This window comes from Lacrimispora sanguinis (assembly GCF_044987295.1).
Lineage (GTDB): Bacteria > Bacillota > Clostridia > Lachnospirales > Lachnospiraceae > Lacrimispora > Lacrimispora celerecrescens_B.
This window is the reverse complement of record NZ_CP173277.1, coordinates 2,665,892-2,688,777: the sequence shown is the minus strand read 5'-3', so window position 1 is coordinate 2,688,777 and position 22,886 is coordinate 2,665,892. Positions and strand designations below refer to the sequence as shown.

Sequence of the window (22,886 nt, the reverse complement as noted above, 5' to 3'; positions counted from 1 at the left end):
GTGGTTGTGAACGAGAAATACACAGAGGTGCTTTCGCAGTATGAGCTTGAAATTCTGGATGTGAAACGCGGCCGGGGCGCCTGGCTGTGTGAGACGGACCAGGGGCTTAAACTGCTTCGGGAATATAAAGGAACCTTAAAGCGCCTGGAATTTGAAGATCAGGTATTTTCACAGATGAAAGAATCATGCCGCTTAAAAGTGGACCGTTACGTCAGGAATAAAGATGGTGAACTCCTCTCCAGTGCCGAGGATGGATCCCGGTGGATTGTAAAAGACTGGTATGCGGATCGGGAATGCAATTTGAAGGATAGCAAAGAGGTATTATGCGCCATCGAACAAATTGCTTCTTTACATAAAGTGCTGCGGCGGATTGATTTCAAAGAGGAATGGAATCTGGGGTCCATTTTGGTGCAGCAGCCGGCTGAGGAAATGGAACGCCATAACAGGGAGTTAATACGTGCCCGCACGTTCATCCGAAATAAGCGAAAAAAGTCTGAGTTTGAGCTGTGTGTCATGGGTAATTATGATATATTTTTCGAACAGGCCATGGAAGCCTGCAAAGGGATGGCAGGCTTTTATGAAAACCGGGGGAACAGTGAGGAATACTTGTGTCACGGGGACTTAAACCAGCACCACGTACTGATGTGTTTTCATGATGTGGCTATCGTGGAATTCAATCGTATGCACAAGGGTATGCAGATGGAGGACTTATATCATTTCATGCGGAAAGCCATGGAAAAGCATGACTGGAATTTAAAGCTTGGTATGGCCATGCTGGAAACTTATACAAAGGTTCTCCCTCTTTCGGATGCAGACAGGATATGCCTTTACTATTTATTTTTATATCCTGAAAAATACTGGAAGCAGATTAACTTTTATTATAATGCCAACAAAGCCTGGATTCCCGCACGGAATATTGAAAAGCTAAAGGATTTAGAGATTCAGCAGCCCCTGCGGAATCTTTTCCTGTCACGAATTCAAAGTTGAAAGAACATTCGCTAGATTCATTCAGGATACAAAATAATGGAAATGCACTTTTCTTTTACCATGTTATGATTTATAATAATCATAACAGTGAAGGAGGGAAAGGAGTATTTTGCTTATGAAAGATTACAGGAGTATATATGAGGAATGGCTTTTAAATCCATATTTTGATGAGGCGACAAAGGAAGAACTCCGGGGGATCGGTGATGATGAGAATGAGATTAAGGAGCGGTTCTATCAGGATCTGGAATTTGGCACCGCCGGCTTAAGAGGTATCATCGGCGCCGGAATTAACCGGATGAATATCTATGTAGTGAGAAAAGCGACCCAGGGTCTTGCTAATTATATTAAAAGCCAGGGCGGCACTGATAAGGGTGTAGCCATTGCATATGACTCCAGGCATATGTCTCCGGAGTTTGCAGAGGAGGCAGCGCTTACGCTGGCGGCCAATGGGATCAAAGCATATAAATTCGAATCATTACGTCCAACACCGGAGCTTTCTTTTGCTGTAAGAGAGTTAGGCTGTATTGCCGGTATTAATATTACAGCCAGCCACAACCCTCCGGAGTATAATGGATACAAGGTATACTGGGAGGATGGCGCCCAGTTTACTCCTCCTCATGACCAAGGGGTGACCGCAGAGGTCCTGAATATTACGGATATTTCAACGGTTAAGACGACTACTGTGGAAGCTGCAAAGGAATCAGGTAAATATGAAATCATCGGAGCCGCTTTGGATGATAAATATATCGCTCACGTAAAGGCTCAGGTAGTAAACCAGGATGCCATTGACAAGATGCAGAATGATATTAAAATTGTCTATTCTCCTCTTCATGGTACAGGCAATCTTCCTGCAAGAAGAGCATTAAAAGAAATCGGCTTTACCCATGTGTATGTGGTTCCTGAACAGGAGCTTCCAGATGGTGACTTCCCTACGGTCAGCTATCCCAATCCTGAAGCAGAGGAAGCCTTTTTACTGGGCCTTGCCCTTGCAAAGGAAAAGGATGCGGATCTGGTTCTGGCAACCGACCCGGATGCTGACCGTCTTGGGGTGTATGTAAAGGATGAGAAATCCGGCGGGTACATCCCTTTGACCGGCAACATGTCCGGTTCTCTTCTGTGCGAGTATGTACTTAGCCAGAAGAAGGAGAGAGGAGCAATCCCCGCTGATGGACAGGTAGTCAAATCCATTGTTACCACGAATCTGGTGGATGCAGTGGCTAAGGCTTATAACTGCGAGCTTATTGAGGTATTAACCGGCTTTAAATACATTGGACAGCAGATTCTAAAAGAAGAGGCTACCGGATACGGAACCTATATGTTCGGCCTGGAAGAAAGTTATGGCTGTCTGATCGGAACCTATGCCCGTGATAAGGATGCCATTTCTGCTACGGTTGCCTTGTGTGAGGCTGCAGCCTATTATAAGACAAAGGGCATGACCCTTTGGGATGCCATGATTGCCATGTATGAAAAATATGGCTATTATAAAGATGCGGTGAAGGCCATCGGCTTAAAAGGCATTGAGGGTCAGGAAAAGATCCGGGCGATTATGGAGACCATGCGCAGGGAAACACCAACAGAAGTTGGCGGATATCAAGTCCTCTCTGCAAGGGATTATAAGCTTGATACCGTTAAGGATATGAATACCGGAGAAACCAGTCCTACCGGACTTCCACAGTCTGATGTGCTTTATTACGATCTGACGGATGACGCATGGCTGTGTGTAAGACCTTCGGGAACGGAGCCCAAAATTAAGTTTTACTATGGCATAAAGGGTGAATCTATGGCGGATGCAGATGAACGGTCTGCAAAGCTGGGAGAGGCTGTTATGGCTATGGTAGATAAGATGATGTAGGAATTATGATAGAATAAAAACGGAGCCTGGCTTTTAGCCAGGCTCCGTTTTTGTATGATTTGTTTTTTATGTTACGACTTTTTGTATTTTTTGGAATATTCTTTTAACTCCCTTAATGCCTCACCGAACATCCGGGATGAAGCGGTAGGGTTCCGGCGGAGAATTCCCTTTCGATAAGAGGTCAAACGTCCGGTCAATTTCTCTTTGGTTTCCGTTAGCGACTGAAGGCGTTCCACCAAAGCGGATTCTTTTAATGCGCTGGCAGTTTCGGCTTTCAGAGAAGAAATCTTTACCTTGGTACCGTCTTTTAAACTGGTTGCCATCTGAATTGTCTCAGTTTTTATGTCGGATACCTTTTGGGCTGTTTCAGCCTTTAACAGGGATATCTGCACCTGTACCTCATCCAGTTCGGACTTTAATTTAGTCATGGTCTCCAGGATGCGGCCAAGGTCTAAGGCTTCCTTAGTGGAGTGTATGGCATCCGTGACAAAAATGATGCCGACTATAATCACAAGGATGATGCACACTGTCACGTTTAGGCGAAGGACCAGCCATTCTAAGGGGCGGTGAATAACTTCCGTCAGCAATAGGGTAAGAAATCCCCAGGCGATGGAGTTGGTAAGACAGACATAACCGTTTAAATTAAATGGATTGTTGCTGTAATCCCAGTATTTCATCTTAAACAGACGCTCCATGGCATAACCGGTCACGTATTCCAAAGCGGAAGCACCCAGCATACCAAAGAGAAACACCAGAAATAAGTTGCCCTGGACAGGCAGGGACAGCCACAGCATGATAATGGCCCCGCTTCCGTAGAGCGGAAGAAGGGGAAGTCTTAAAAAGCCGCGGTTTACAAAATGAAGGCTTCTTACGGAAACATAAGTGGATTCGATGATCCAGCCGATAAAGCAATAGATGAAGAAAAACAGCAGCCACTGATACCAAGTATATAAGTACATAAACATAACCCTTCCATGGAAAATTCTTATTGGGTTTATCATAAACGTTTTTGTCTTTTTTTGCAACCTTTGCTTGCCTTAATTGCTTCTGTCATGTAGAATTATGAATGTTTCATATTTAGAATAGTGAGTAGTCGGCGAAAAGGAGTTTTTCAATGAGCATATTAAACGTAGAACATCTGACCCATGGATTCGGGGACCGTGCCATCTTTCAGGATGTATCATTCCGCCTTTTAAAGGGAGAGCATATCGGCCTGATCGGAGCCAACGGAGAAGGAAAATCCACATTTATGAATATAATAACCGGAACATTACAACCGGATGAAGGTAAGGTGGAGTGGGCGAAACGGGTCCGCGTTGGTTATCTGGACCAGCATACGGTGTTAGATAAGGGGATGACCATCCGGGACGTGTTAAAAGGCGCTTTTGCGTTCCTGTTTCAAATGGAAGAACAGATGAATGAGATCTGTGACAAAATGGGAGAGGTGGATGAGGAAACCATGGCCTCCATGATGGAGGAGCTTGGAACCATTCAGGATCTTCTCATGGCCCATGACTTTTACATTATTGATTCAAAGGTGGAGGAAGTAGCCAGAGCCTTAGGATTAAGTGACATGGGCCTGGATAAGGACGTGACGGAATTAAGCGGAGGCCAGAGGACTAAGGTTCTTTTAGGAAAGCTTTTATTGGAGAAACCGGATATCCTTCTCCTTGATGAGCCGACGAATTATCTGGATGTACAGCATATTGAATGGCTGAAGCGGTATCTTCTGGAGTATGAAAATGCATTTATCCTGATATCCCATGATATCCCCTTCTTAAACAGTGTAATCAACATCATTTACCATATGGAGAACCAAAGCCTGGACCGTTATGTGGGTGATTATGAAAAGTTTCAGGAAGTGTATGCGGTGAAACGGTCACAATTAGAGGCGGCTTATAAGCGGCAGCAGCAGGAGATTGCGGAACTGGAGGACTTTGTAGCCAGGAATAAGGCCCGGGTGTCCACCAGGAACATGGCCATGTCCAGACAAAAAAAGCTGGATAAGATGGATGTCATTGAGCTTTCAAGAGATAAGCCAAAGCCGGAGTTTCATTTTATGGAAGCCCGAACAGCCGGGAAATATATCTTTGAGACCAAGGATATGGTTATTGGTTATGAGGAGCCTTTGTCAAGGCCTTTGAATCTTTCTATGGAGCGCGGGGAAAAGGTGGTGTTAGTAGGTGCAAACGGCATCGGAAAGACTACCCTGTTAAAGAGCATCCTGGGGCTTATACCGTCCTTAGAGGGAGATATTGAGCTTGGAGATTACCTTTCCATCGGATACTTTGAACAGGAGATGGCCCCTGGAAATACTACCACATGCATCGAAGAGATATGGAAAGAGTTTCCTTCCTATACCCAGTACCAGGTCCGGTCGGCTCTTGCCAAATGCGGTCTGACTACCAATCACATTGAGAGTCAGGTGCGGGTACTTAGCGGAGGAGAGCAGGCAAAGGTCAGATTATGTAAACTCCTTAACCGGGAAACCAATGTCCTTTTACTGGATGAGCCTACTAACCATCTGGATGTGGAGGCAAAGGAAGAACTTAAGAGAGCTTTAAAGGAGTATAAGGGAAGTATTCTCCTAATCTGCCATGAACCGGAGTTCTACGAAGGAATTGCTACCAGAGTGCTGGACTGCAGAGAATGGGCTCTTAAATTATCTTAATAATATACTGATAAAGAAAAAAGTTGGGGCAGGTCGGAACAAGATGATGATTGGCTTGTAAGAGAAAAATAACTGTGGAAGAGGATGCTGTATTGCGTCCTCTTTTTGTTTTATATGGTATCTTTATAAACTTAAAATACTGGTGGGATCAGTCTTGAAATGATATACTGAAAGCAATATAAGCCAAAGAAAAAGCTAAAGGAAATAATGCCATGAAAAAGAAATGGTTCATCAAAAACCTTATCACTTTTGCACTTCCTATTTTTGCCGTTCTTCTGATGTGCGGAGCTATCACCTTATATTTTGTTTATCACGTTTTCCTGCGGGAGCTGAATAAGAACAATGAGAATCTTTTAAGTCAGATTCAGACCAACGTGGAGACAATTTTAAATGAAGTGAATTCCTTAAGCCTGAATTTTGAGTTTTATACAAAGGAACAGGATTACGGGGAGTATTCCGACAGTAATACGGTTACGCCGGAAAAGCGGGCGGTTGATTTTGAAATGCTGAATTTTATGAATACAATAGCAAATTCAAGGCAGTATATCCATTCCATCTATCTTCAGATAGATAATCCGGAAGACAGCTTTATGGTCAGCAACAATGGGAGACAGATGCCGGAACAGTTTCTGGATTCAAAATGGTTGAAAGATGCCGGGGCATTGAGGAAAATGGATGAAACTACCTGGACCAGGTACAGGGGAATCAAACGTTATTCCTTTGAATCGCCGACAGATGTGATCACGGTATACCGTAAGCTGTATACAGGATTAAAGCAGGTAGGTACGGTGGCATTGAATATTTATGGTTCCTATTTTGACGAGCGGCTGAGCGCCCTTAATCTGCTGGAGGGGCAGGAAATAGAGATTTATTCCAAAGATGGTGAAGCAGTATACAATTTTACCTATCATGAGGACAATGGGGAAGGGAAAAGCTTCCAATATAGGTATATTACCGTGAAGTCGGAGGGAAATGGTTATACCTATATATCACGGGTCCCTACGGGAAAGCTATACGAGGTTCTATATCAAATCAGCCTAAGGATTGCTGTGATTTTCCTTATCAGTATTGCGGCAGCCCTTGGGGCATCTTATGTCGCTTCAAAGCGCAGCTATGATCGTATCTATACAATTTATCAGATCATCGAAGCAGCAGATTCTCCTTATCCCCTTCCGGAGCTTACCTCGAAAGCAAAGGATGAGTATGGATACATTATACAAAATATGATTAAAATGTTCATTGAAAGCCGCTATGTAAAAGCCCAGCTTGCAGAGAAAAAGAGCCGGTATGAAGCGATGGAGCTGTTGGCTCTGCAATCCCAGATTAACCCCCATTTCCTGTTTAATACCATTGAAACAATTAATTGGAGCATCATCGGGCATCTTGGCTTTGAAAACCATGCAAGCAGAATGCTTGAACATCTATCGGATGTTTTGAAGTTCTCCCTTAGTAATCCCAATGAAAAGGTGATGCTGAAAGAGGAACTTTCCTATACAAAGAGTTATCTGGCTATCATGCAGGAGCGCTACCGTGACCGGTTTGATGTAATCTGGGAAGTGGATGACAGTTTGTTGGACTTTTATATCATAAAAATGATTATCCAGCCCTTGGTGGAAAATTCCATCTACCATGGCATAAAAGAAAAGGACGGAATGTGTAAGCTGAAGATCAGGCTTTACTGCTTAGGTGAAAAGATCTGCCTTGAAGTCATTGATACTGGTATGGGAATGTCAAATGAACGGCTGCTTGAAGTGAGGCAAATGATGAATTACGATAACAGGAAAAACCTGGGGATTCACATCGGAGTCAAAAATGTATATAAACGCCTGAAACTGGTCTATGAGGAGACTTGTTCCATGACAATAAGAAGTAAGGAAGGGCTTGGAACCAGCGTGAAAATTGTTTTACCGGCGGACATGGATTTGGAGATTAAAAACTTCAGTAACGATATTATTTCAGATGACGGAATTGACTATTACAGTGATATGGAATTGTCCGACAGTTCTGAATTTGCACAAAAGTCAAAAAGAGCACCCATGGGCGGAAAAGAGGTCAAATAGAAGACATATTTAGAATAAAATGAAATCTCACCGAAAAATGCATACAATGCTACAATGAATCCATGAAAAAAGTATGTTATTACAAAGAAAGGAGATTTTATGAGAAAGGCAAAATTATTTACATGTTCTTTGGCTGCTTTTGCAATGGTGTTAAGTCTGGCCGGATGTATGCAGAACAATGGTGCAGGAACTGAAAAACTTGCAGAGACTGTGAGTGCCGGAGATGCTTCAAAGTCCGGCGAGACCGACAAGGGAAATACCGCCCGGAAAGAGGGCAATACTTCTCTTCGTTTTATGTGGTGGGGAGGGGAAACACGCCATAAGGCGACAGTTGATGCACTGGAGCTTTACAAAAGAATCGCACCAGATGTAGAGGTTAAAACAGAGTATTCTGGCTGGGAAGGGTATTTTGACAAGCTGACCACTCAGCTGGCGGCTAACACAGGGCCCGATGTAGTTCAGATGTCCTATACCAATGTGGCCGAATACGTAGCCAGAAACCAATTGGTTCCGCTGGATGAGTATATCGAAAAGGGCGTTCTTGATGTGAGCAATTTATCAGAATCAACACTTGATATGTACCGCATGGACGGGAAACTATATGCAGTTCCGGCAGGTGTAAGCACGTCCCTTTTGTTTTACAATAAGGACTATTTTGACAAGGCTGGAGTGCCCTATCCTACAGAGGACTGGACATGGGATGATTACATGGAAGCGGCCAGAAAACTGACCATGGACACGGACGGAGACGGCAAGACGGATGTCTGGGGAACTGCTTATATGGTAAATCCCGCGGGACCGGACATTACTTTTAAGAAATATATCTATGAACGTGGCGGCAGGATGTGGAACAATGACTTAAAGTCAGTGGCTTTTAATTCAGAAGAAGGGCTTTCAGCAGTTGAATTCATAAAGAAGCCGTTGGATGAAGGAATTATGCCTCCTTTAGAGATAACAGCTTCCAATCCTCAGAATGTGGATGACTTCCAGACCGGAAAGACTGCAATGATTATCAATGTTTCTCCAATGACTCAGACCTATATGGGTATGGGCATTAATTTTGGAATTGAGTGTACCCCTAAGGGAGCGGAGAAGGAGGCCCGATGGGTCAATCCAAGCATGGTCTACTGCATTACAAAGGATTGCAAATCGCCTGAGAATGCGGCTGGATTGATTGATTTTATGGTAAACAGTGAAGTCGCCGGAGATATTCTCCTGCTTGAGCGGGGCGTCCCGGGAAACAGCGCGATCAGAAGCCGTATATCCGGTTCGCTCAGCGAAATGGAAAAGAGGATGTTGGAATGCATTGAGAAATCCACATCAACGGACGTTGAAAACGAACCTTTCCCGTCAGGGTATATGGAGATTCATTCTATGCTGGTACGTGAATTTGAGAATATGATGTTCGGCAAATACACCCCTCAGGAATTCCTGGATGTAGTTGAGAAGGAAAGCAATAAGATACTTGAGAAATTCAGCGAATAGGAGCGAGTGCCTGCTGATTAGAAAGAGAAAGGAGAAGGCTGTGTTCGGTGAAAAAAAGCCTTTTGACAGTGGAAAGTATAAAAACAAAGAAGCGTTCCTTTTCCTCCTTCCATGGATTCTGGGTGTCGTATTGTTTACGGTGGGGCCGATGGTTCAGTCCCTGTGGCTGTCCTTTACAGATTACTCCATCTACAGTGAAGCGAAATTCATTGGCCTTCAGAATTTTATAGAAATGTTTAGCGAAGACAGGATGTTTAAGCACAGCCTGCTCATCACATTAAGGTACGTGTTTCTGTTTGTCCCGATCAAACTGATTGCAGCCTTGCTGATTGCGGTATTGCTCAATCAGAATGTGAAGGGAATGTCTGTTTACCGCACCATTTACTATATCCCGTCCATTGTGGGCGCAGGGATTGCTATGGCTGTGACATGGAAGATTGTTTTGTCCAGAGACGGGTTTGTAAATGAATTCCTTGGAATCTTTGGTCTGGGGCCCTTTGACTTTCTGACCAATCCCAAAATGTCCTTATCAACCCTGGCGCTTATGGGGGCATGGCAGTTTGGTTCGGCTATGGTTGTTTTTCTGGCGGCATTAAAGCAGGTTCCCAGGGAATTATATGAAGCCGGTGATATTGACGGAGCCGGAAAGGTCAATCAGTTTTTTAAGATTACGCTTCCCATGATATCGTCCACGATTCTGTTTAATCTGATTATGGGTATCATCAATGCATTCCAGGTATTTACCCAGGTTTCTGTCATAACAAACGGAGGTCCGGCAGATTCTACATACGTGTACATGCTTCACCTTTACAGGACTGCTTTCGAGTCCCACCGAATGGGATACTCATCAGCTCTGGCCTGGGTGCTGACGTTCATTATACTTGCGTTTGCATTGGTGATATTTAAATCGTCTCAAAAGTGGGTGTATTATGAAAACTGAAAAAATGTGGGTGTCTTGCATGAACAGGAGATTTAAGAATAATCAGAAATTCAAGAATGCCATAACCCATGCGATCTTAATCATGGGAAGCTTTATTATGCTATTTCCTATGATATGGCTGGTCAGCGGTGTTTTCAAGCCGGGTTCCGAAATATTCAGCGGTGAATTTCAATTAATCAGCGAAAATTTCACCTTGAAAAACTTTGCTGATGGGTGGTATATCAATCCGAACCATTCATTCGGTTACTTTTTAAAAAATACCTTTGTAATGGTAGGAGTCGTTATCGGGGGAACTGTCATCTCCAGTTCCCTGGCAGGCTTTGCATTTGCGCGGCTTAACTTTATTGGCAAATGGCCGCTGTTCATATTTATGCTGGCAACCATGATGCTTCCGTCCCAGGTGACATTAATACCAAAGTACATCATGTTCAGCAAAATAGGCTGGATTGACAGCTATCTGCCTTTTTCAATCCCGGCATTTTGTGCGGTAAATGGATTCCACGTATTCCTGATGGTGCAATTTATCCGTGGGATTCCCAAGGAGCTTGATGAGGCAGCGTATATGGATGGCTGCAGTACCTTTAGCATTTATGGAAGAATTATCATGCCGCTGTGCAAGCCGGTGCTGTTCTCCGTTGCCATATTTACATTCATCTGGACCTGGGATGATTATTTAAACCAGCTAATTTACATAAGCTCAGTTGATAAGTTTACGGTATCTCTGTTTCTCAGAAGCTTGATTGACAGCACCTCCAGCATATCGTGGGGGCCGCTTCTGGCCAATACGCTGGTCAGCCTGATACCGGGCATTGTTTTGTTCTTCATTGCGCAGCCTTATTTTGTGGAAGGCATTGCTACTTCAGGATTAAAGGGATAGGGGGATAAAAATGTTGAATCATAAGAAAGTCAGAGTAGGAGTGATAGGATGCGGGAACAGGGGCTCCGCCTACTCGGATTACATATTAAACCATCCGGAGGAGGCAGAGATTGCCTATGTCTGTGACATACTGCCTGAAAGGCTTGAAAAAGTCGGTAATAAATATGGTGTTCCGGAGGAGAGAAGGTTTTCTGATGCAAAGGAAATGATAAGCCAGCTACAGGATGTTGATTTGGCGATTGTGTCAACTTTGGATGGGGACCATTTTAACCATGCAACCATGGTTCTTAAAAAAGGCATTAACTGCCTTTTGGAAAAACCTATGTCGCCTGACCCCTGGGAATGTCTGGAGCTTGTGCGTCTCGCCAGGGCCAATGGCTGTCATCTGTTGGTGTGCCACGTTCTACGGTACACTCCTGTTTTCAGCACCATTAAGCAGCTTCTGGAGGAGGATGCAGTTGGGCGGATCATTTCCGTCCATCATGCGGAAAATGCATCCTATACCCATATTGCACACAGCTATGTGCGGGGGAATTTCCGGAATTTCAGCCCTATTATTCTTGCCAAGTCATGCCACGATCTGGATATTTTAAACTGGCTCATAGGAAAAAAATGTGTAAAAATCAGCTCCTTTGGCGAACTGACTTATTTCAAAAAGGAAAATGCTCCGGCTGGTTCGGCCGAACGATGTATGGATTGCTCCGTTGAACAGGAATGTCCGTTTTCTGCAATGAAGCAATATCTGACGGACAATGTGGCCTGGCCTACCAGTATGATTAGCGTTGACACTTCCCTTGAGGCGAGAAAAAAGGCTTTGCGGGAGGGCGGTTACGGACGTTGCGTGTTCCATTGTGACAATGCAGTTGCCGACCACCAGGTTGTAAATATGCTGTACGAAGACGGGATTACGGCATCCTTTAACTTAAATGGTTTTAATGCAACAGAGACCAGAGAACTGCGTATTCTGGGAACGAAAGGTGACTTAAGGGCCAACATGGAGAAGAATTACGTAACGGTCCGCCGCTTTGGGGAGACGGAGGAGAGGATTATCCGGCCAAAGGCGGCAGAAGGAACTCACAGCGGCGGGGATACCATGCTGATGAGGGATGTAATATCCATGATTCGCAGTGAAAACTGGGAGTCGGCCAGAACCAGCGCAGAACTGTCTGTGGACAGCCACATCATGGCATTTGCGGCAGAGGAATCAAGGCATAAGAGTATCGTTGTGGATATAGAGGATTTTAAGAAAGAAAGCTTAACCAGCAAGAATTGTAAATAACAGGCAGCAAAGATAAAAAAAGGAATCAGGTGGGGGATATCATGTATCAATTACTTATCGTTGATGACGAGGTGACAATCCGTACAAGCTTAGCAAATTATTTTCCCTGGGAGCAGGAGGGATTTGAAGTGGCTGGCGTCTGCGAAGATGGCAGGGAAGCCATTGCGTTTATTGAATCCAACCCAATCGATGTTCTGCTGATTGATATCATGATGCCCCATGTGACAGGTATTGAGGTAGCGCAGTACATTTATGAGAACAAGCTGAATATAAAGGTGATTCTTTTAAGCGCGCATGGAGAATTCTCATACGCCCAGGCTAGCATGCGCGTGGGCGTCCGGCATTATGTCTTAAAGCCAACGAAATACGAAGAACTGAAGCAGACATTCATGGAGATGCGGGAGGAACTTGACCGGGAACGAACGCAGAAGGATAAGGAAACCTGGGAAGAGACAGATGTGATTGAACGCATCCGGAATTATATTGATGAAAACTGCGCGAAAGCCAGCCTGGAAGAGATTTCGGAGTTGTTTCATCTGAACCTTTTTTATATCAGCCGCCTGTTTAAAAAGAAAACGAACATGAATTATATGGATTATCTGACAAAAGTCCGGATGGAAAAGGCAAAGCAGATGTTAAATAATTCGGATTGCCTGATTAACGAGATTTGTATCCAGGTAGGGTATTCAGATCCGCGCAGCTTTTCAAAGGCATTTAAGAAGTATTTTGGGGTCCCTCCAAGGGAGTGCAGAGGTGAGCTGTCAAAAGTAAAGGAGGATGATTTTTATGGTTGAACCGGTTTATAAAACAAAGATTGATGAGCTGCAGCTCTGTGTCTTTCAGACAAGAGAGCAGATGGGGAAATATGCGGCAAAGGATGCGGCTGACTGCATGAAAGAGCTTTTGAAGCAAAAAGAAAAGATTCGTATGGTATTTGCTGCGGCTCCCTCCCAAAATGAGTTCTTGGAGGCACTAAAACAGATAGAGGATATCCCATGGGACAGAGTGGAGGCATTCCATATGGATGAGTATATCGGACTAGAACCGGATGCCAACCAGCGCTTTAGTACCTTTCTTATAAAATCCATATTTGATGATGTGAAGCCCCAAACCGTCCATCTATTGATGCCGGAAAAGGATAATCCGGAAATGGAATGTGATAGGTATACAAGACTTCTGGAAGAAGAGGAGATTGATATTGTATGCCTGGGAATCGGGGAAAATGGGCATATCGCCTTTAACGACCCGGAAGTTGCAGATTTTCATGATCCTAAGAAAGTAAAAGTGGTAAAGCTGGATTCGGTCTGCAGGCAGCAGCAGGTAAATGACGGATGTTTTGAACGCATCAATCAAGTACCCACTCATGCGGTAACCCTTACCATACCGATGCTTCTGTCGGGACGGCATTTATTCACCATCGTTCCCGGAGCAAATAAACGATGGGCTGCCCAGAGAGCACTGTCAGGAACGATCTCTGAGGAATGCCCGGCCTCGATTCTTAAGACACATGAGGGCTGCAGGTTCTATGGGGATGTTAATTCTTATCCTGTATGAGGCGGACTTTAACCTCATCAAGCAGAGAAGCGGATTGCGAATATCCGATTGACTCAGGGGGTATCGATGAGAACTATATTAAAAAATGGAAAAGTAATAACTCCGCTGCGCATAATCGACGGGGCGGGGATTATGATTATCAATGGGATTATTGAACAGATTCTGGAGGAAGGTCAATGGGAATGGTTAGAGGGCGATGAGGTAATTGATGTAAAGGGGCGTTACATTTCCCCTGGTTTCATAGACCTTCATACCCATGGAGGAGGCGGATGTGATTTTATGGATGGCACCCTGGAGGCAATCTTGACGGGCGTCAGGACCCATATGAAGCATGGAACCACGACCATTGTTCCCACAACCCTTGCCAGCAGCAAAGAGAATTTGTTCGGTATATTAAAATGCATGAAAGAGAGCAGGCACCAGAAGGGGATCCCGAATATATTAGGACTCCATCTGGAAGGACCGTATTTTTCGGTGGAACAGCGGGGCGCTCAGGATCCGAAGTACATAAAAAACCCACAGCGGGAGGATTATCAGGAGATTCTAAACTTCAGCGATGATATTGTCAGATGGACGGCTGCACCGGAGCTTCCTGGAGCGATGGAATTTGGAAGGGAATTGAGCAAAAGAGGAATCGTGTGCTCCATGGGCCATAGTAATGCCATCTATGAAGATGTAGTAAGGGCTTATGAAAACGGCTACAGCATGATAACTCATTTTTATTCCGGTATGTCCATGGTAAAAAGAATCAATTCCTTCCGTTATTCCGGAATAGTGGAGAGCGGTTACCTGATTGATGAGCTGTTTGTGGAGGTTATTGCAGATGGAATGCATCTGCCGGAAAGCCTGCTGAAACTGATTTATAAAATAAAAGGGCCGGATAAAATCTGCCTGGTAACAGATTCCATGAGGGCAGCAGGATGTGGAGATGGGGAATCCATCCTGGGCAACCTGGTAACCGGACAGAAAGTAATCGTGGAGGACGGTGTCGCTAAGCTTAAGGACCGCTCGGCATTTGCAGGAAGTGTTGCTACCGCAGACCGCCTGGTGCGGACTATGGTTCAGATCGCCGGTGTGCCGTTGGCGGATGCAGTCAAAATGATGACCTTAACACCAGCCAGAGCCATGGGAATCGACCACAAAAAAGGAAGCCTAATATCCGGCAAGGATGGAGATGTTGTGGTGTTTGATGAGGATATACAGGTGAAGCTGGTTGTGGTTGGGGGAAAGGTTATGTTTGAAGAATAGGCGAGAGAGCAGGAATTTTAAAATGGGCAGGAAATCTGATATTATGGATTTCCTGCCGTTTTACTTATTATGACAAATATGGACACTTTCGGAACTGCATTTTAAAATAAAAAAACCGCTTCCAGTTAGTAAGAAGCGGGCAAATGAACTCTTTAGGGGGGCCGGACGGCTCTCGCCGTCCGGTATGAGTATGAAAAAGCTTTGTGATTTCAAGTAAGTTACTTGAAACAAAAGGCCCGTTATCCTTTCAGATAACGTACTAATAGTATACGGAGAAAATGTGACTAAAATGTGTACCATATATTAAAAAAAAATAAACATAATAAAAATTAAAAAAAACCTTTAAAATCCTAGGGTTATTGTATATAATAAAATAGAAACTGTGACTTCATTTACGAATTAGGCATAATTTTGAAGATAAAAGTAACCCTGGGAACAGGATACAGCGAACAGGAGGAATCATGATGATGATGTCCAATGATATTGGAATCGATTTAGGTACAGCAAGCATACTTGTCTATATTAAGGGAAAGGGAGTTGTATTAAAGGAACCTTCCGTTGTAGCCATAGACCGTGACACCAATAAAATCAAAGCTATTGGAGAGGAAGCCAGACTGATGATCGGAAGAACACCAGGCAACATTGTTGCAGTAAGGCCACTTCGCCAAGGCGTTATTTCTGATTATACCGTAACGGAAAAGATGCTTAAATACTTTATTAACAAGGCAGTAGGAAAAAAGACACTGAGAAAACCAAGAATCAGTGTGTGCATCCCAAGCGGAGCCACTGAGGTGGAGAAAAAAGCGGTAGAGGATGCCACCTATCAAGCAGGGGCAAGAGAAGTAGCAATCATTGAAGAGCCAGTTGCAGCAGCGATTGGTGCTGGAATCGACATTGCAAAGGCCTGTGGTAACATGATCGTTGATATAGGCGGTGGAACCTCTGATATTGCAGTAATTTCTCTCGGAGGAACGGTAGTTAGCACCTCTATAAAGGTTGCAGGAGATGATTTTGATGAAGCTCTTGTACGATATATGCGCAAGAAACATAACCTTTTAATCGGTGAGAGAACGGCTGAGGAAATCAAAATCAACATTGGTGCAGCATACAGAAGGCCGGAGGTCTTAACCATGGAGGTTCGCGGACGTAACCTTGTTACCGGTCTGCCAAAAACCATTGTAGTAACTTCGGACGAGACTTTAGATGCCTTAAAAGAGCCGGCTATGCAGATCGTAGACGCGGTTCACAACGTGCTGGAGCGTACTCCACCGGAACTGGCAGCCGATATTTTTGACCGGGGAATCGTGCTTACCGGAGGCGGCTCTCTCTTAAGCGGTCTGGATGCCTTAATTGAGGAAAAGACCGGAATTACAACGATGATCGCAGAGGATCCGCTGACTGCTGTGGCCATTGGAACAGGAAAATTTATTGAATTCATGCATGGCGGAGATAATAAAACAGAATTTTAACCAAAAGACAGGCTGATAGTAATATCAGTCCTGCCTATGGTTGACAGGACTGCTTTAGAACGACCCTGGCGGCATCGCAAGATTCCGGCGGGGCTGGTTTTGCGGCAGTCCGCTTGTATTTGTGCAAGCTAAGGGCTGGATGAAGATGCTAGTATCTTCGTTCGAGCCGGCAAAGCACGTTACTTATCGTTCACGGGAGGAGCCATGGCAACAGTCTGCGGATTTGTAGAGAAAATTAAATACAGGAACGAGGACAACGGCTACACGGTTCTAAGTCTCGTGGAGGCTGGAGAAGAGTATACCCTTGTGGGAAGTTTCCATTACATAAGCGAGGGAGAAATGATCGAAGCTGTTGGCTCCATGACCGAGCATCCAGTATATGGGGAGCAGATGACCGTAGAGAGCTATGAGATCAAGGCCCCGGAAGATACTGCGGCCATGGAACGGTATTTGGGATCAGGAGCCATTAAGGGTATCGGGGCAGCTCTGGCCTCCAGGATCGTCCGCCGATTTAAAGCTGATACATTCCGTATTATGGAAGAGGAGCCAGAACGGCTCTCCGAAGTAAAGGGAGTCAGCGAAAAGATGGCGATGTCTATTTCTCAACAGGTTGAGGAGAAAAAGGAAATGCGCCAGGCCATGATGTTCCTTCAGGAGTACGGAATCACCATGAATCTGGCGGTCAAGATCTATCAGGAGTATGGTCCCAGGCTTTACAGCGTTCTAAAGGAAAACCCATACCAGCTGGCGGATGATATTCCCGGCGTAGGTTTTAAAATGGCGGATGAAATAGCCAGAAAAGCAGGAATTTTCACAGATTCGGATTTCCGTATTAAATGCGGCGTGCTGTACACCCTTTTACAGGCTACTGCAAACGGTCATACTTATCTGCCTGAGGGAGAGCTTTTGTCCCAGACCTCTGAGCTTCTTAAAATAGAACCGTCTTTTATAGAAAAACATTTAATGGATATGCAGCTGGATAAACGGCTTGTCATCCGAGAATTAGAAGGGAAACGGATTGTTTACGCTTCCCAGTATTATTATATGGAGCTAAATGTAGCAAAGATGCTTCATGACTTAAATATAAGGGGGCGGATGGCGGAAGAGGAGATCCGGACCCAGCTTCTTAAGCTACAAAAGGAAGAGCAGATCGAGCTGGATGAAAAACAGGTTCAGGCAGTGGTGGAAGCGGTCAACAGCGGACTTCTTATTATCACAGGAGGTCCGGGTACTGGTAAGACGACCACTATCAACACCATCATACGTTTCTTTGAAAGTCAGGAGATGGAAATTCTCCTTGCGGCCCCTACCGGCAGGGCAGCAAAGAGGATGACGGAAGCAACCGGATATGAGGCGAGGACTATCCACCGGCTACTGGAACTGACTGGCGTCCCGGGAGATGACAGGTCTCTGGGGATGCATTTCGAGAGAAATGAGGAAAACCCTCTGGATGCCGATGCAGTGATCATTGATGAGACTTCCATGGTGGATATCCATTTGATGCAGTCTCTGCTAAAGGCAATCAATCCGGGGACAAGGCTCATCCTTGTGGGAGATGTGAATCAGCTTCCCAGCGTTGGCCCCGGTAATGTTCTTCGGGACATGATAGATTCCGGAAGCTTTAACGTGGTTATGCTCACTAAGATTTTCCGTCAGGCCACCCAAAGTGATATTGTGGTCAATGCCCATAAGATCAACAGGGGAGAGCAGGTCCCCCTGGGGAAAAAGAGTAATGATTTTCTCTTTATAAAGCGAGAGGACCCCAATGCGATCATCAATGCCATGATCACCTTGGTTCAGGATAAACTGCCTGGTTATGTTCATGCAAAGACCTATGATATTCAGATCATGACGCCGATGAGAAAAGGCGCCATCGGTGTGGAACGGCTGAATACCATTTTACAGGAATATTTAAATCCCCCTGGAGATGGAAAGGCGGAAAAGGAAACGGCCGGAGTCACTTACCGGGTAGGCGATAAGGTCATGCAGATCAAGAATAATTATAACATTGAGTGGGAGGTCCGTAACAAGTACGGGATTCCCATGGACAAGGGTACCGGTGTTTACAATGGAGATATGGGGATTGTCCGGGAGATTAATGCCTTTGCAGAGCTGGTGACTGTGGAATTCGACGAGGGGCGTATGGTGGACTACAGCTTTAAGCAACTGGAGGAGCTGGAGCTTGCTTATGCTATTACCATTCATAAGTCACAGGGAAGTGAATATCCGGCAGTCGTCATTCCTGTTTTTTCCGGTCCAAGGATGTTGATGACCAGAAACCTGATTTACACCGCGGTGACCCGTGCAAAATCCTGTGTCTGCCTGGTGGGAATGCCGGAGGTTTTCGGAGATATGGTGAATAATGAAATGGAGCAGCGGAGATATTCGGGCTTGAAGGACCGGATCTGTGAGATTAGTATGTTATCTTAACGGAGAGAAATTTGCTTGTTTGTATTTCTTGTTATTGCGGTGGCTGTCGAGTGAACATGTATGCATGTTCGTTCGGCTCGTCGCTTGCGTAAGCTCTTTGGGCGTGTGGGGTTTGTATGGGGGTGCCCATCAAATAAACCTTTTGATTTATTTTATATTAAGTCATTTCTAATATTTTTTTCTAATATTCTTTTCTATATACTTTTTTATATTCTTTTCTTAAATCTCAATCTTAAATCCCAATCTTAACTTGAATTCAAATCTGAAATTCAAATCTCAAATCTATATCTATAATTCAAATCTACTTAAGGAGAATCTTTTATATGTACCCATCTTTTTTTATTGATCTGCTATTTCCCAGACGATGCCCAGTCTGTGACGAAATCGTTATGCCAAAAGGCAGGCTGATCTGCCCGGAATGTATGAAAAAATTATCATTTGTCAAAAACCCTGTCTGTAAAAAATGTGGCAAGGAGGTAATAAGTCCTGATATGGAGTATTGTTTTGACTGCGTCAGGCATAAGCGTACTTTTGAGCATGGAAGGGCTCTTGTAAATTATGATCAGAACGCAGGAAGTTCCATGGCGAAAATCAAATATAAGAATAAACGGGAATACCTGGACTTTTACGGGGAAGCGATATGTGCCCGGTATGGGAAGCTGATCCAGCGTATGGAGGCGGACGTTCTTGTTCCTGTTCCAGTCCATCCTTCACGGAGAAAGGAGAGAGGATTTAATCAGGCGGAGATTTTAGCCTACAGGATCGGAGAACGTCTTGGAATTGCTGTTTGCCCCTCAATGCTGGTCAGAAATAAAAAAACCATGCCCCAAAAGGGGCTTGACCCAGTGGGAAGGCTTAAGAACCTGGAGGAGGCATTTTCGGCGGGAAAAATGATAACAGGGGTGGAAGGGGTTATTTTAGTGGATGATATATATACCACGGGAAGCACCATAGAGGCTTGTACACGAGCGTTGAAAAAGGCTGGAATAAAAAGGGTTTATTTTATTGCAATTTGTATTGGACGAGGACAGTAGTTTGATGTATGATACATTTGTTAAGTCCAATCACATACCCAGGAGGAAAGAATATGGTGATCAGAACCGCAGAAGAAAAGGATATGCCGGAGCTTTTAGACATTTATAATTATGAAGTGGAACATGGACTGGCTACGTTTGATTTAAATCCTAAAACAATGGAGGAGCGGCTGGTCTGGTTTCGGGAACATAACGTGGGGAATCATCCATTGATTGTGGCAGAAGAAGATGGTAAAGCAGTGGGGTATGCAAGCCTTTCCTCTTACCGCCCTAAAGAGGCCTATTCAGCCACAGTAGAACTGTCCGTATATATTGATAAGGAATATCGTCGCAGAGGAATAGCCGGGGAGCTGGCCTATGCAATTCTTGAGACTGCGAAGGAAAGGGACGATATTCATACGGTCATTTCTGTAATAACCGGAGGGAACGAGGCGAGTATCCGGCTTCATGAGAGATTGGGATTTATTCATTGTGGGACTATAAGGGAAGTGGGAGTTAAGTTTGGAAAAATGTTGGATATAGAGAATTATCAGATGTTGGTTTAGAGATTTTATGTAATCAGATATAAAAGGAACATATTGCACTTCGCTTTCAAAAGCAGGGGTGCAATATGTTCTTTTTAATCTTTATCTATTATCGCTGGCTTTCATAAATAATTTTAACAAATCCAGCGCATAACGTCGTTTCTGATCACTGCATTGCCCAAGGAGGCTAATAACGGCCTGCTGTTCGCCAAGAAGTGCGTCTTTTTCTTTTTCTGATTCCGTTGTTCCATAAATCAAATAATCTAAAGAAACATTTAAACTTGATGCGATGCTTAGCATAGTCTCAACAGACATCCCGCACGTTCCGCGTTCGATATCCTGACAATATTTATAAGCACGACCAATTTTTTCTGCTAGTTCCTCTTGCGTCCAACCGATTAGAATTCGCCGATAACGTATTCTTTGACCTACTTCAATCTTGTTGTACTTCATTCATGACCTCTAAACTTTCCCCAACTCTGTTTTATTATTCGAAATAATTATATCGAACAAAGATATTGGTAACACCTGTTTTAAAAGTATATCACCAATGTAAATTTAAATTACTGGAAAATTTTTGAAGAAAAAAATAGTTTGAATATGAGCTGGTATATGTTGAGTGATGTAAATGAATGTAGTTATAAAAGCCATAAAAATAAAAGATATTATAGATATTAAACAGAGGGTAAAATTACAAAATAGGCTAGAATAGTGGTTATAAAAACCACTATTCTAGCCTATTATATAATTTATAAAGCACCTTCCCTATAAGCGACTACACCTACTGTCTTCAACAAGATTTTGACATCCAGTTTAAAGTTCCATTCGGTTATGTATTTTTTATCTAACTTGACCACTTCCTCAAAATCTGTAATACTGCTTCGGCCACTGATTTGCCATAAACCGGTAAGCCCAGGTTTGATTGACAGCCTTGCCCGGTGATGCAGTTCGTATTTCTCCCACTCATCGATTGTAGGGGGGCGGGTTCCGACTAGACTCATGTCACCTTTTAATACGTTCCACATCTGGGGCCATTCATCTAAGGAATTATTACGCATAAAGCTTCCTATCCCCTTTTCTCCCCCTATAATACGCGGATCGCGGTCCATCTTAAACATCATTCCATCCTTTATACGATTCTGCGCCATCAGTTCCTTTTTGCGCTTTTCTGCGTCCATGTACATACTACGAAATTTATATATTTTAAATCTTTTTCCATTCTTACCGACGCGGACCTGAGAGAATAGGATGGGTCCGGGAGAATGGATATAAATACAAGGAGCGAGAACTAGATACAGTAAAGCGGCTATGACACAGCCAATGGTACCGCCTGCAATGTCCATAACTCTTTTTACTAAAAGTTGCTTTGAACTTGCCATGTTAATGCTGGTGGTCAGCACCGTATAATCTCCCATACGCTCAACTCTTTGCTTTTGTTCACTTAATGCAGTGATATCAATAAGATTCTGATGAACTGTTATGCCCATTTCGGTAAAACTATCAATGGTATTTTCTAATGGAGAAAAATCTCTTGGCATATTTATAAATACTTCATCCACCCATTTGTGACATACATAATTTACTACATTCCTTATATCGGAGACCACAGGTATGCCGTCTATCTCATTACCTGTCATATTGGCATCTGCAATTACGATTCCACTAATTTGAAAACCTTCATAATTGTGATTGCATATATTATTCAAGACCGTTGAAGCCATATCCTTGCTTGTGATAACTAACAGGGAACGTTTCCCGTTATTACCTAGCCCTGAGTTTTTTAGGTGATCTTTCCAGAATACTCTGATTAAGTATGAGGAAAATGCATAGAACATTCCGGTAAGAAGCAATATGATACGGGAATATAGTTCTCCCGTTTGTGTTAGGAAAAAATATGAAACAGTAAAAAGGATTACCAAACTAGTATGCTTTAGCGTTTCAATAAACTCTTTGTAATATCCTCTTTTTAAGACATCCTTAAAGCTATCAAAGAAAAATGTTACGATTATTTGAATCATAAAAAGAAGAATGGCCATATTACGGTAAAGAAAAGTCCTGTACGGCCTGAAATTTTCTTGCCGGATAAAATAAGCCAGAATAAATGATATCTGAAGACATAATGCATCAAGAATTATGAAATCAAGATATTTAAACCAGCCTTCATTTGCTTTTTTATACATCGTTTCACCCCGTTTGCCCATTTGATTTTTGATTTGATCTGGCGTTAATAGCAGGTTATAAACGTACGTTTATAACCTGTATTAATTATACCTTTTACGAGGGGAATGTCAATGTTTGTGCGGGAATTAGTGAGGGTTTTCGGTTGATTTTCGTAGTATTTTTTTTAAGGAGCGTTACAAAGAAGTTACTGGTTACAAAAATAAAGTGAAACTTTTCGAAATATGATATTTGTATAATATAGCAGGATTTTTATTGTTTTAAATTAATGTATTTGATTGACAACACCTTTTATGAA

The 22,886-nt window shown here is 43.6% G+C and carries 18 protein-coding genes; 15 read left to right on the top strand and 3 right to left on the bottom strand.

The annotated features are described in order from the left end of the window. Nucleotides 1–6 precede the first annotated feature (6 nt). Together ACHZES_RS12440 and ACHZES_RS12435 are read left to right on the top strand one after the other, a co-directional pair. The gene (locus tag ACHZES_RS12440; protein ID WP_038278046.1) at nucleotides 7–987 is read left to right on the top strand and encodes a spore coat protein CotS; all 981 of its coding nucleotides are present in this window, start codon (nucleotides 7–9) and stop codon (nucleotides 985–987) included. Nucleotides 988–1,102: 115 nt separating this feature from the next. Next, entirely contained in the window at nucleotides 1,103–2,839 is a 1,737-nt protein-coding gene (locus ACHZES_RS12435) for a phospho-sugar mutase (RefSeq protein WP_395549324.1), read from the top strand. Between the two features lie 71 nt (nucleotides 2,840–2,910). On the opposite strand, the gene ACHZES_RS12430 is transcribed toward ACHZES_RS12435, so the two are convergent. Continuing rightward, nucleotides 2,911–3,798: a putative ABC transporter permease gene (locus ACHZES_RS12430; RefSeq protein ID WP_395549325.1), complete on the bottom strand. Its 888-nt coding sequence runs from the start codon at nucleotides 3,796–3,798 to the stop codon at nucleotides 2,911–2,913. Nucleotides 3,799–3,953: 155 nt separating this feature from the next. On the opposite strand from ACHZES_RS12430, the gene ACHZES_RS12425 reads away from it, so the two are divergent. The 13 genes from ACHZES_RS12425 (at nucleotide 3,954) to ACHZES_RS12365 (ending at nucleotide 20,431) form a co-directional block, all read left to right on the top strand. Beyond that, complete coding sequence (locus ACHZES_RS12425) at nucleotides 3,954–5,510, top strand: ABC-F family ATP-binding cassette domain-containing protein (RefSeq protein WP_395549326.1); 1,557 nt, start codon at nucleotides 3,954–3,956, stop codon at nucleotides 5,508–5,510. Nucleotides 5,511–5,722: 212 nt separating this feature from the next. Further along, nucleotides 5,723–7,570 carry a sensor histidine kinase gene (locus ACHZES_RS12420; RefSeq protein WP_395549327.1) on the top strand — a complete coding sequence of 616 codons (1,848 nt, stop codon included), beginning with the start codon at nucleotides 5,723–5,725 and terminating at the stop codon, nucleotides 7,568–7,570. A gap of 99 nt (nucleotides 7,571–7,669) precedes the next feature. Continuing rightward, entirely contained in the window at nucleotides 7,670–9,055 is a 1,386-nt protein-coding gene (locus ACHZES_RS12415; protein WP_395549328.1) for an ABC transporter substrate-binding protein, read from the top strand. 40 nt (nucleotides 9,056–9,095) lie between these two features. Beyond that, nucleotides 9,096–9,995 carry a carbohydrate ABC transporter permease gene (locus ACHZES_RS12410; RefSeq protein WP_395549329.1) on the top strand — a complete coding sequence of 300 codons (900 nt, stop codon included), beginning with the start codon at nucleotides 9,096–9,098 and terminating at the stop codon, nucleotides 9,993–9,995. Nucleotides 9,996–10,014: 19 nt separating this feature from the next. Continuing rightward, a complete protein-coding gene (locus ACHZES_RS12405) occupies nucleotides 10,015–10,872 on the top strand; it encodes a carbohydrate ABC transporter permease (RefSeq protein WP_395549330.1) in 858 nt (285 codons plus the stop codon). A 10-nt stretch (nucleotides 10,873–10,882) separates the two neighbouring features. Further along, complete coding sequence (locus ACHZES_RS12400; RefSeq protein ID WP_395549331.1) at nucleotides 10,883–12,151, top strand: Gfo/Idh/MocA family protein; 1,269 nt, start codon at nucleotides 10,883–10,885, stop codon at nucleotides 12,149–12,151. Between the two features lie 41 nt (nucleotides 12,152–12,192). Then, nucleotides 12,193–12,945 (top strand): response regulator, encoded by a 753-nt coding sequence (locus ACHZES_RS12395; protein WP_395549332.1) that lies wholly within the window; start codon nucleotides 12,193–12,195, stop codon nucleotides 12,943–12,945. Next, entirely contained in the window at nucleotides 12,938–13,705 is a 768-nt protein-coding gene (locus tag ACHZES_RS12390; protein WP_395549333.1) for a glucosamine-6-phosphate deaminase, read from the top strand. Before ACHZES_RS12395 ends, ACHZES_RS12390 begins: the two co-directional genes overlap by 8 nt. A 66-nt stretch (nucleotides 13,706–13,771) precedes the next feature. Continuing rightward, nucleotides 13,772–14,953 carry an N-acetylglucosamine-6-phosphate deacetylase gene (nagA, locus tag ACHZES_RS12385; RefSeq protein WP_395549334.1) on the top strand — a complete coding sequence of 394 codons (1,182 nt, stop codon included), beginning with the start codon at nucleotides 13,772–13,774 and terminating at the stop codon, nucleotides 14,951–14,953. A gap of 458 nt (nucleotides 14,954–15,411) precedes the next feature. Next, nucleotides 15,412–16,422 (top strand): rod shape-determining protein, encoded by a 1,011-nt coding sequence (locus ACHZES_RS12380; protein WP_089991945.1) that lies wholly within the window; start codon nucleotides 15,412–15,414, stop codon nucleotides 16,420–16,422. Nucleotides 16,423–16,626: 204 nt separating this feature from the next. After that, nucleotides 16,627–18,852: an ATP-dependent RecD-like DNA helicase gene (locus tag ACHZES_RS12375; RefSeq protein ID WP_395549335.1), complete on the top strand. Its 2,226-nt coding sequence runs from the start codon at nucleotides 16,627–16,629 to the stop codon at nucleotides 18,850–18,852. A 323-nt stretch (nucleotides 18,853–19,175) separates the two neighbouring features. Then, complete coding sequence (locus ACHZES_RS12370; protein ID WP_395549337.1) at nucleotides 19,176–19,886, top strand: ComF family protein; 711 nt, start codon at nucleotides 19,176–19,178, stop codon at nucleotides 19,884–19,886. A gap of 53 nt (nucleotides 19,887–19,939) precedes the next feature. Beyond that, entirely contained in the window at nucleotides 19,940–20,431 is a 492-nt protein-coding gene (locus ACHZES_RS12365) for a GNAT family N-acetyltransferase (RefSeq protein WP_395549338.1), read from the top strand. Nucleotides 20,432–20,512: 81 nt separating this feature from the next. On the opposite strand, the gene ACHZES_RS12360 is transcribed toward ACHZES_RS12365, so the two are convergent. Together ACHZES_RS12360 and ACHZES_RS12355 are read right to left on the bottom strand one after the other, a co-directional pair. Continuing rightward, entirely contained in the window at nucleotides 20,513–20,863 is a 351-nt protein-coding gene (locus tag ACHZES_RS12360) for a helix-turn-helix domain-containing protein (protein WP_395549339.1), read from the bottom strand. 296 nt (nucleotides 20,864–21,159) lie between these two features. Next, nucleotides 21,160–22,590, bottom strand: a complete 1,431-nt coding sequence (locus ACHZES_RS12355; protein WP_038278066.1) for a sugar transferase — start codon at nucleotides 22,588–22,590, stop codon at nucleotides 21,160–21,162. Between the last annotated feature and the right edge of the window lie 296 nt (nucleotides 22,591–22,886).

What these genes read in the sequence shown, in the direction of transcription:
- ACHZES_RS12425 (WP_395549326.1), top strand. Translation starts at nt 3,954, where the DNA reads ATGAGCATATTAAACGTAGAACATCTGACCCATGGATTCGGGGACCGT.
- ACHZES_RS12400 (WP_395549331.1), top strand. Translation starts at nt 10,883, where the DNA reads ATGTTGAATCATAAGAAAGTCAGAGTAGGAGTGATAGGATGCGGGAAC.
- ACHZES_RS12420 (WP_395549327.1), top strand. Translation starts at nt 5,723, where the DNA reads ATGAAAAAGAAATGGTTCATCAAAAACCTTATCACTTTTGCACTTCCT.
- ACHZES_RS12355 (WP_038278066.1), bottom strand. Translation starts at nt 22,590, where the DNA reads ATGTATAAAAAAGCAAATGAAGGCTGGTTTAAATATCTTGATTTCATA.
- ACHZES_RS12435 (WP_395549324.1), top strand. Translation starts at nt 1,103, where the DNA reads ATGAAAGATTACAGGAGTATATATGAGGAATGGCTTTTAAATCCATAT.
- ACHZES_RS12430 (WP_395549325.1), bottom strand. Translation starts at nt 3,798, where the DNA reads ATGTACTTATATACTTGGTATCAGTGGCTGCTGTTTTTCTTCATCTAT.
- ACHZES_RS12415 (WP_395549328.1), top strand. Translation starts at nt 7,670, where the DNA reads ATGAGAAAGGCAAAATTATTTACATGTTCTTTGGCTGCTTTTGCAATG.
- ACHZES_RS12405 (WP_395549330.1), top strand. Translation starts at nt 10,015, where the DNA reads ATGAACAGGAGATTTAAGAATAATCAGAAATTCAAGAATGCCATAACC.
- ACHZES_RS12360 (WP_395549339.1), bottom strand. Translation starts at nt 20,863, where the DNA reads ATGAAGTACAACAAGATTGAAGTAGGTCAAAGAATACGTTATCGGCGA.
- ACHZES_RS12365 (WP_395549338.1), top strand. Translation starts at nt 19,940, where the DNA reads ATGGTGATCAGAACCGCAGAAGAAAAGGATATGCCGGAGCTTTTAGAC.
- ACHZES_RS12390 (WP_395549333.1), top strand. Translation starts at nt 12,938, where the DNA reads ATGGTTGAACCGGTTTATAAAACAAAGATTGATGAGCTGCAGCTCTGT.
- ACHZES_RS12375 (WP_395549335.1), top strand. Translation starts at nt 16,627, where the DNA reads ATGGCAACAGTCTGCGGATTTGTAGAGAAAATTAAATACAGGAACGAG.
- nagA (WP_395549334.1), top strand. Translation starts at nt 13,772, where the DNA reads ATGAGAACTATATTAAAAAATGGAAAAGTAATAACTCCGCTGCGCATA.
- ACHZES_RS12395 (WP_395549332.1), top strand. Translation starts at nt 12,193, where the DNA reads ATGTATCAATTACTTATCGTTGATGACGAGGTGACAATCCGTACAAGC.
- ACHZES_RS12370 (WP_395549337.1), top strand. Translation starts at nt 19,176, where the DNA reads ATGTACCCATCTTTTTTTATTGATCTGCTATTTCCCAGACGATGCCCA.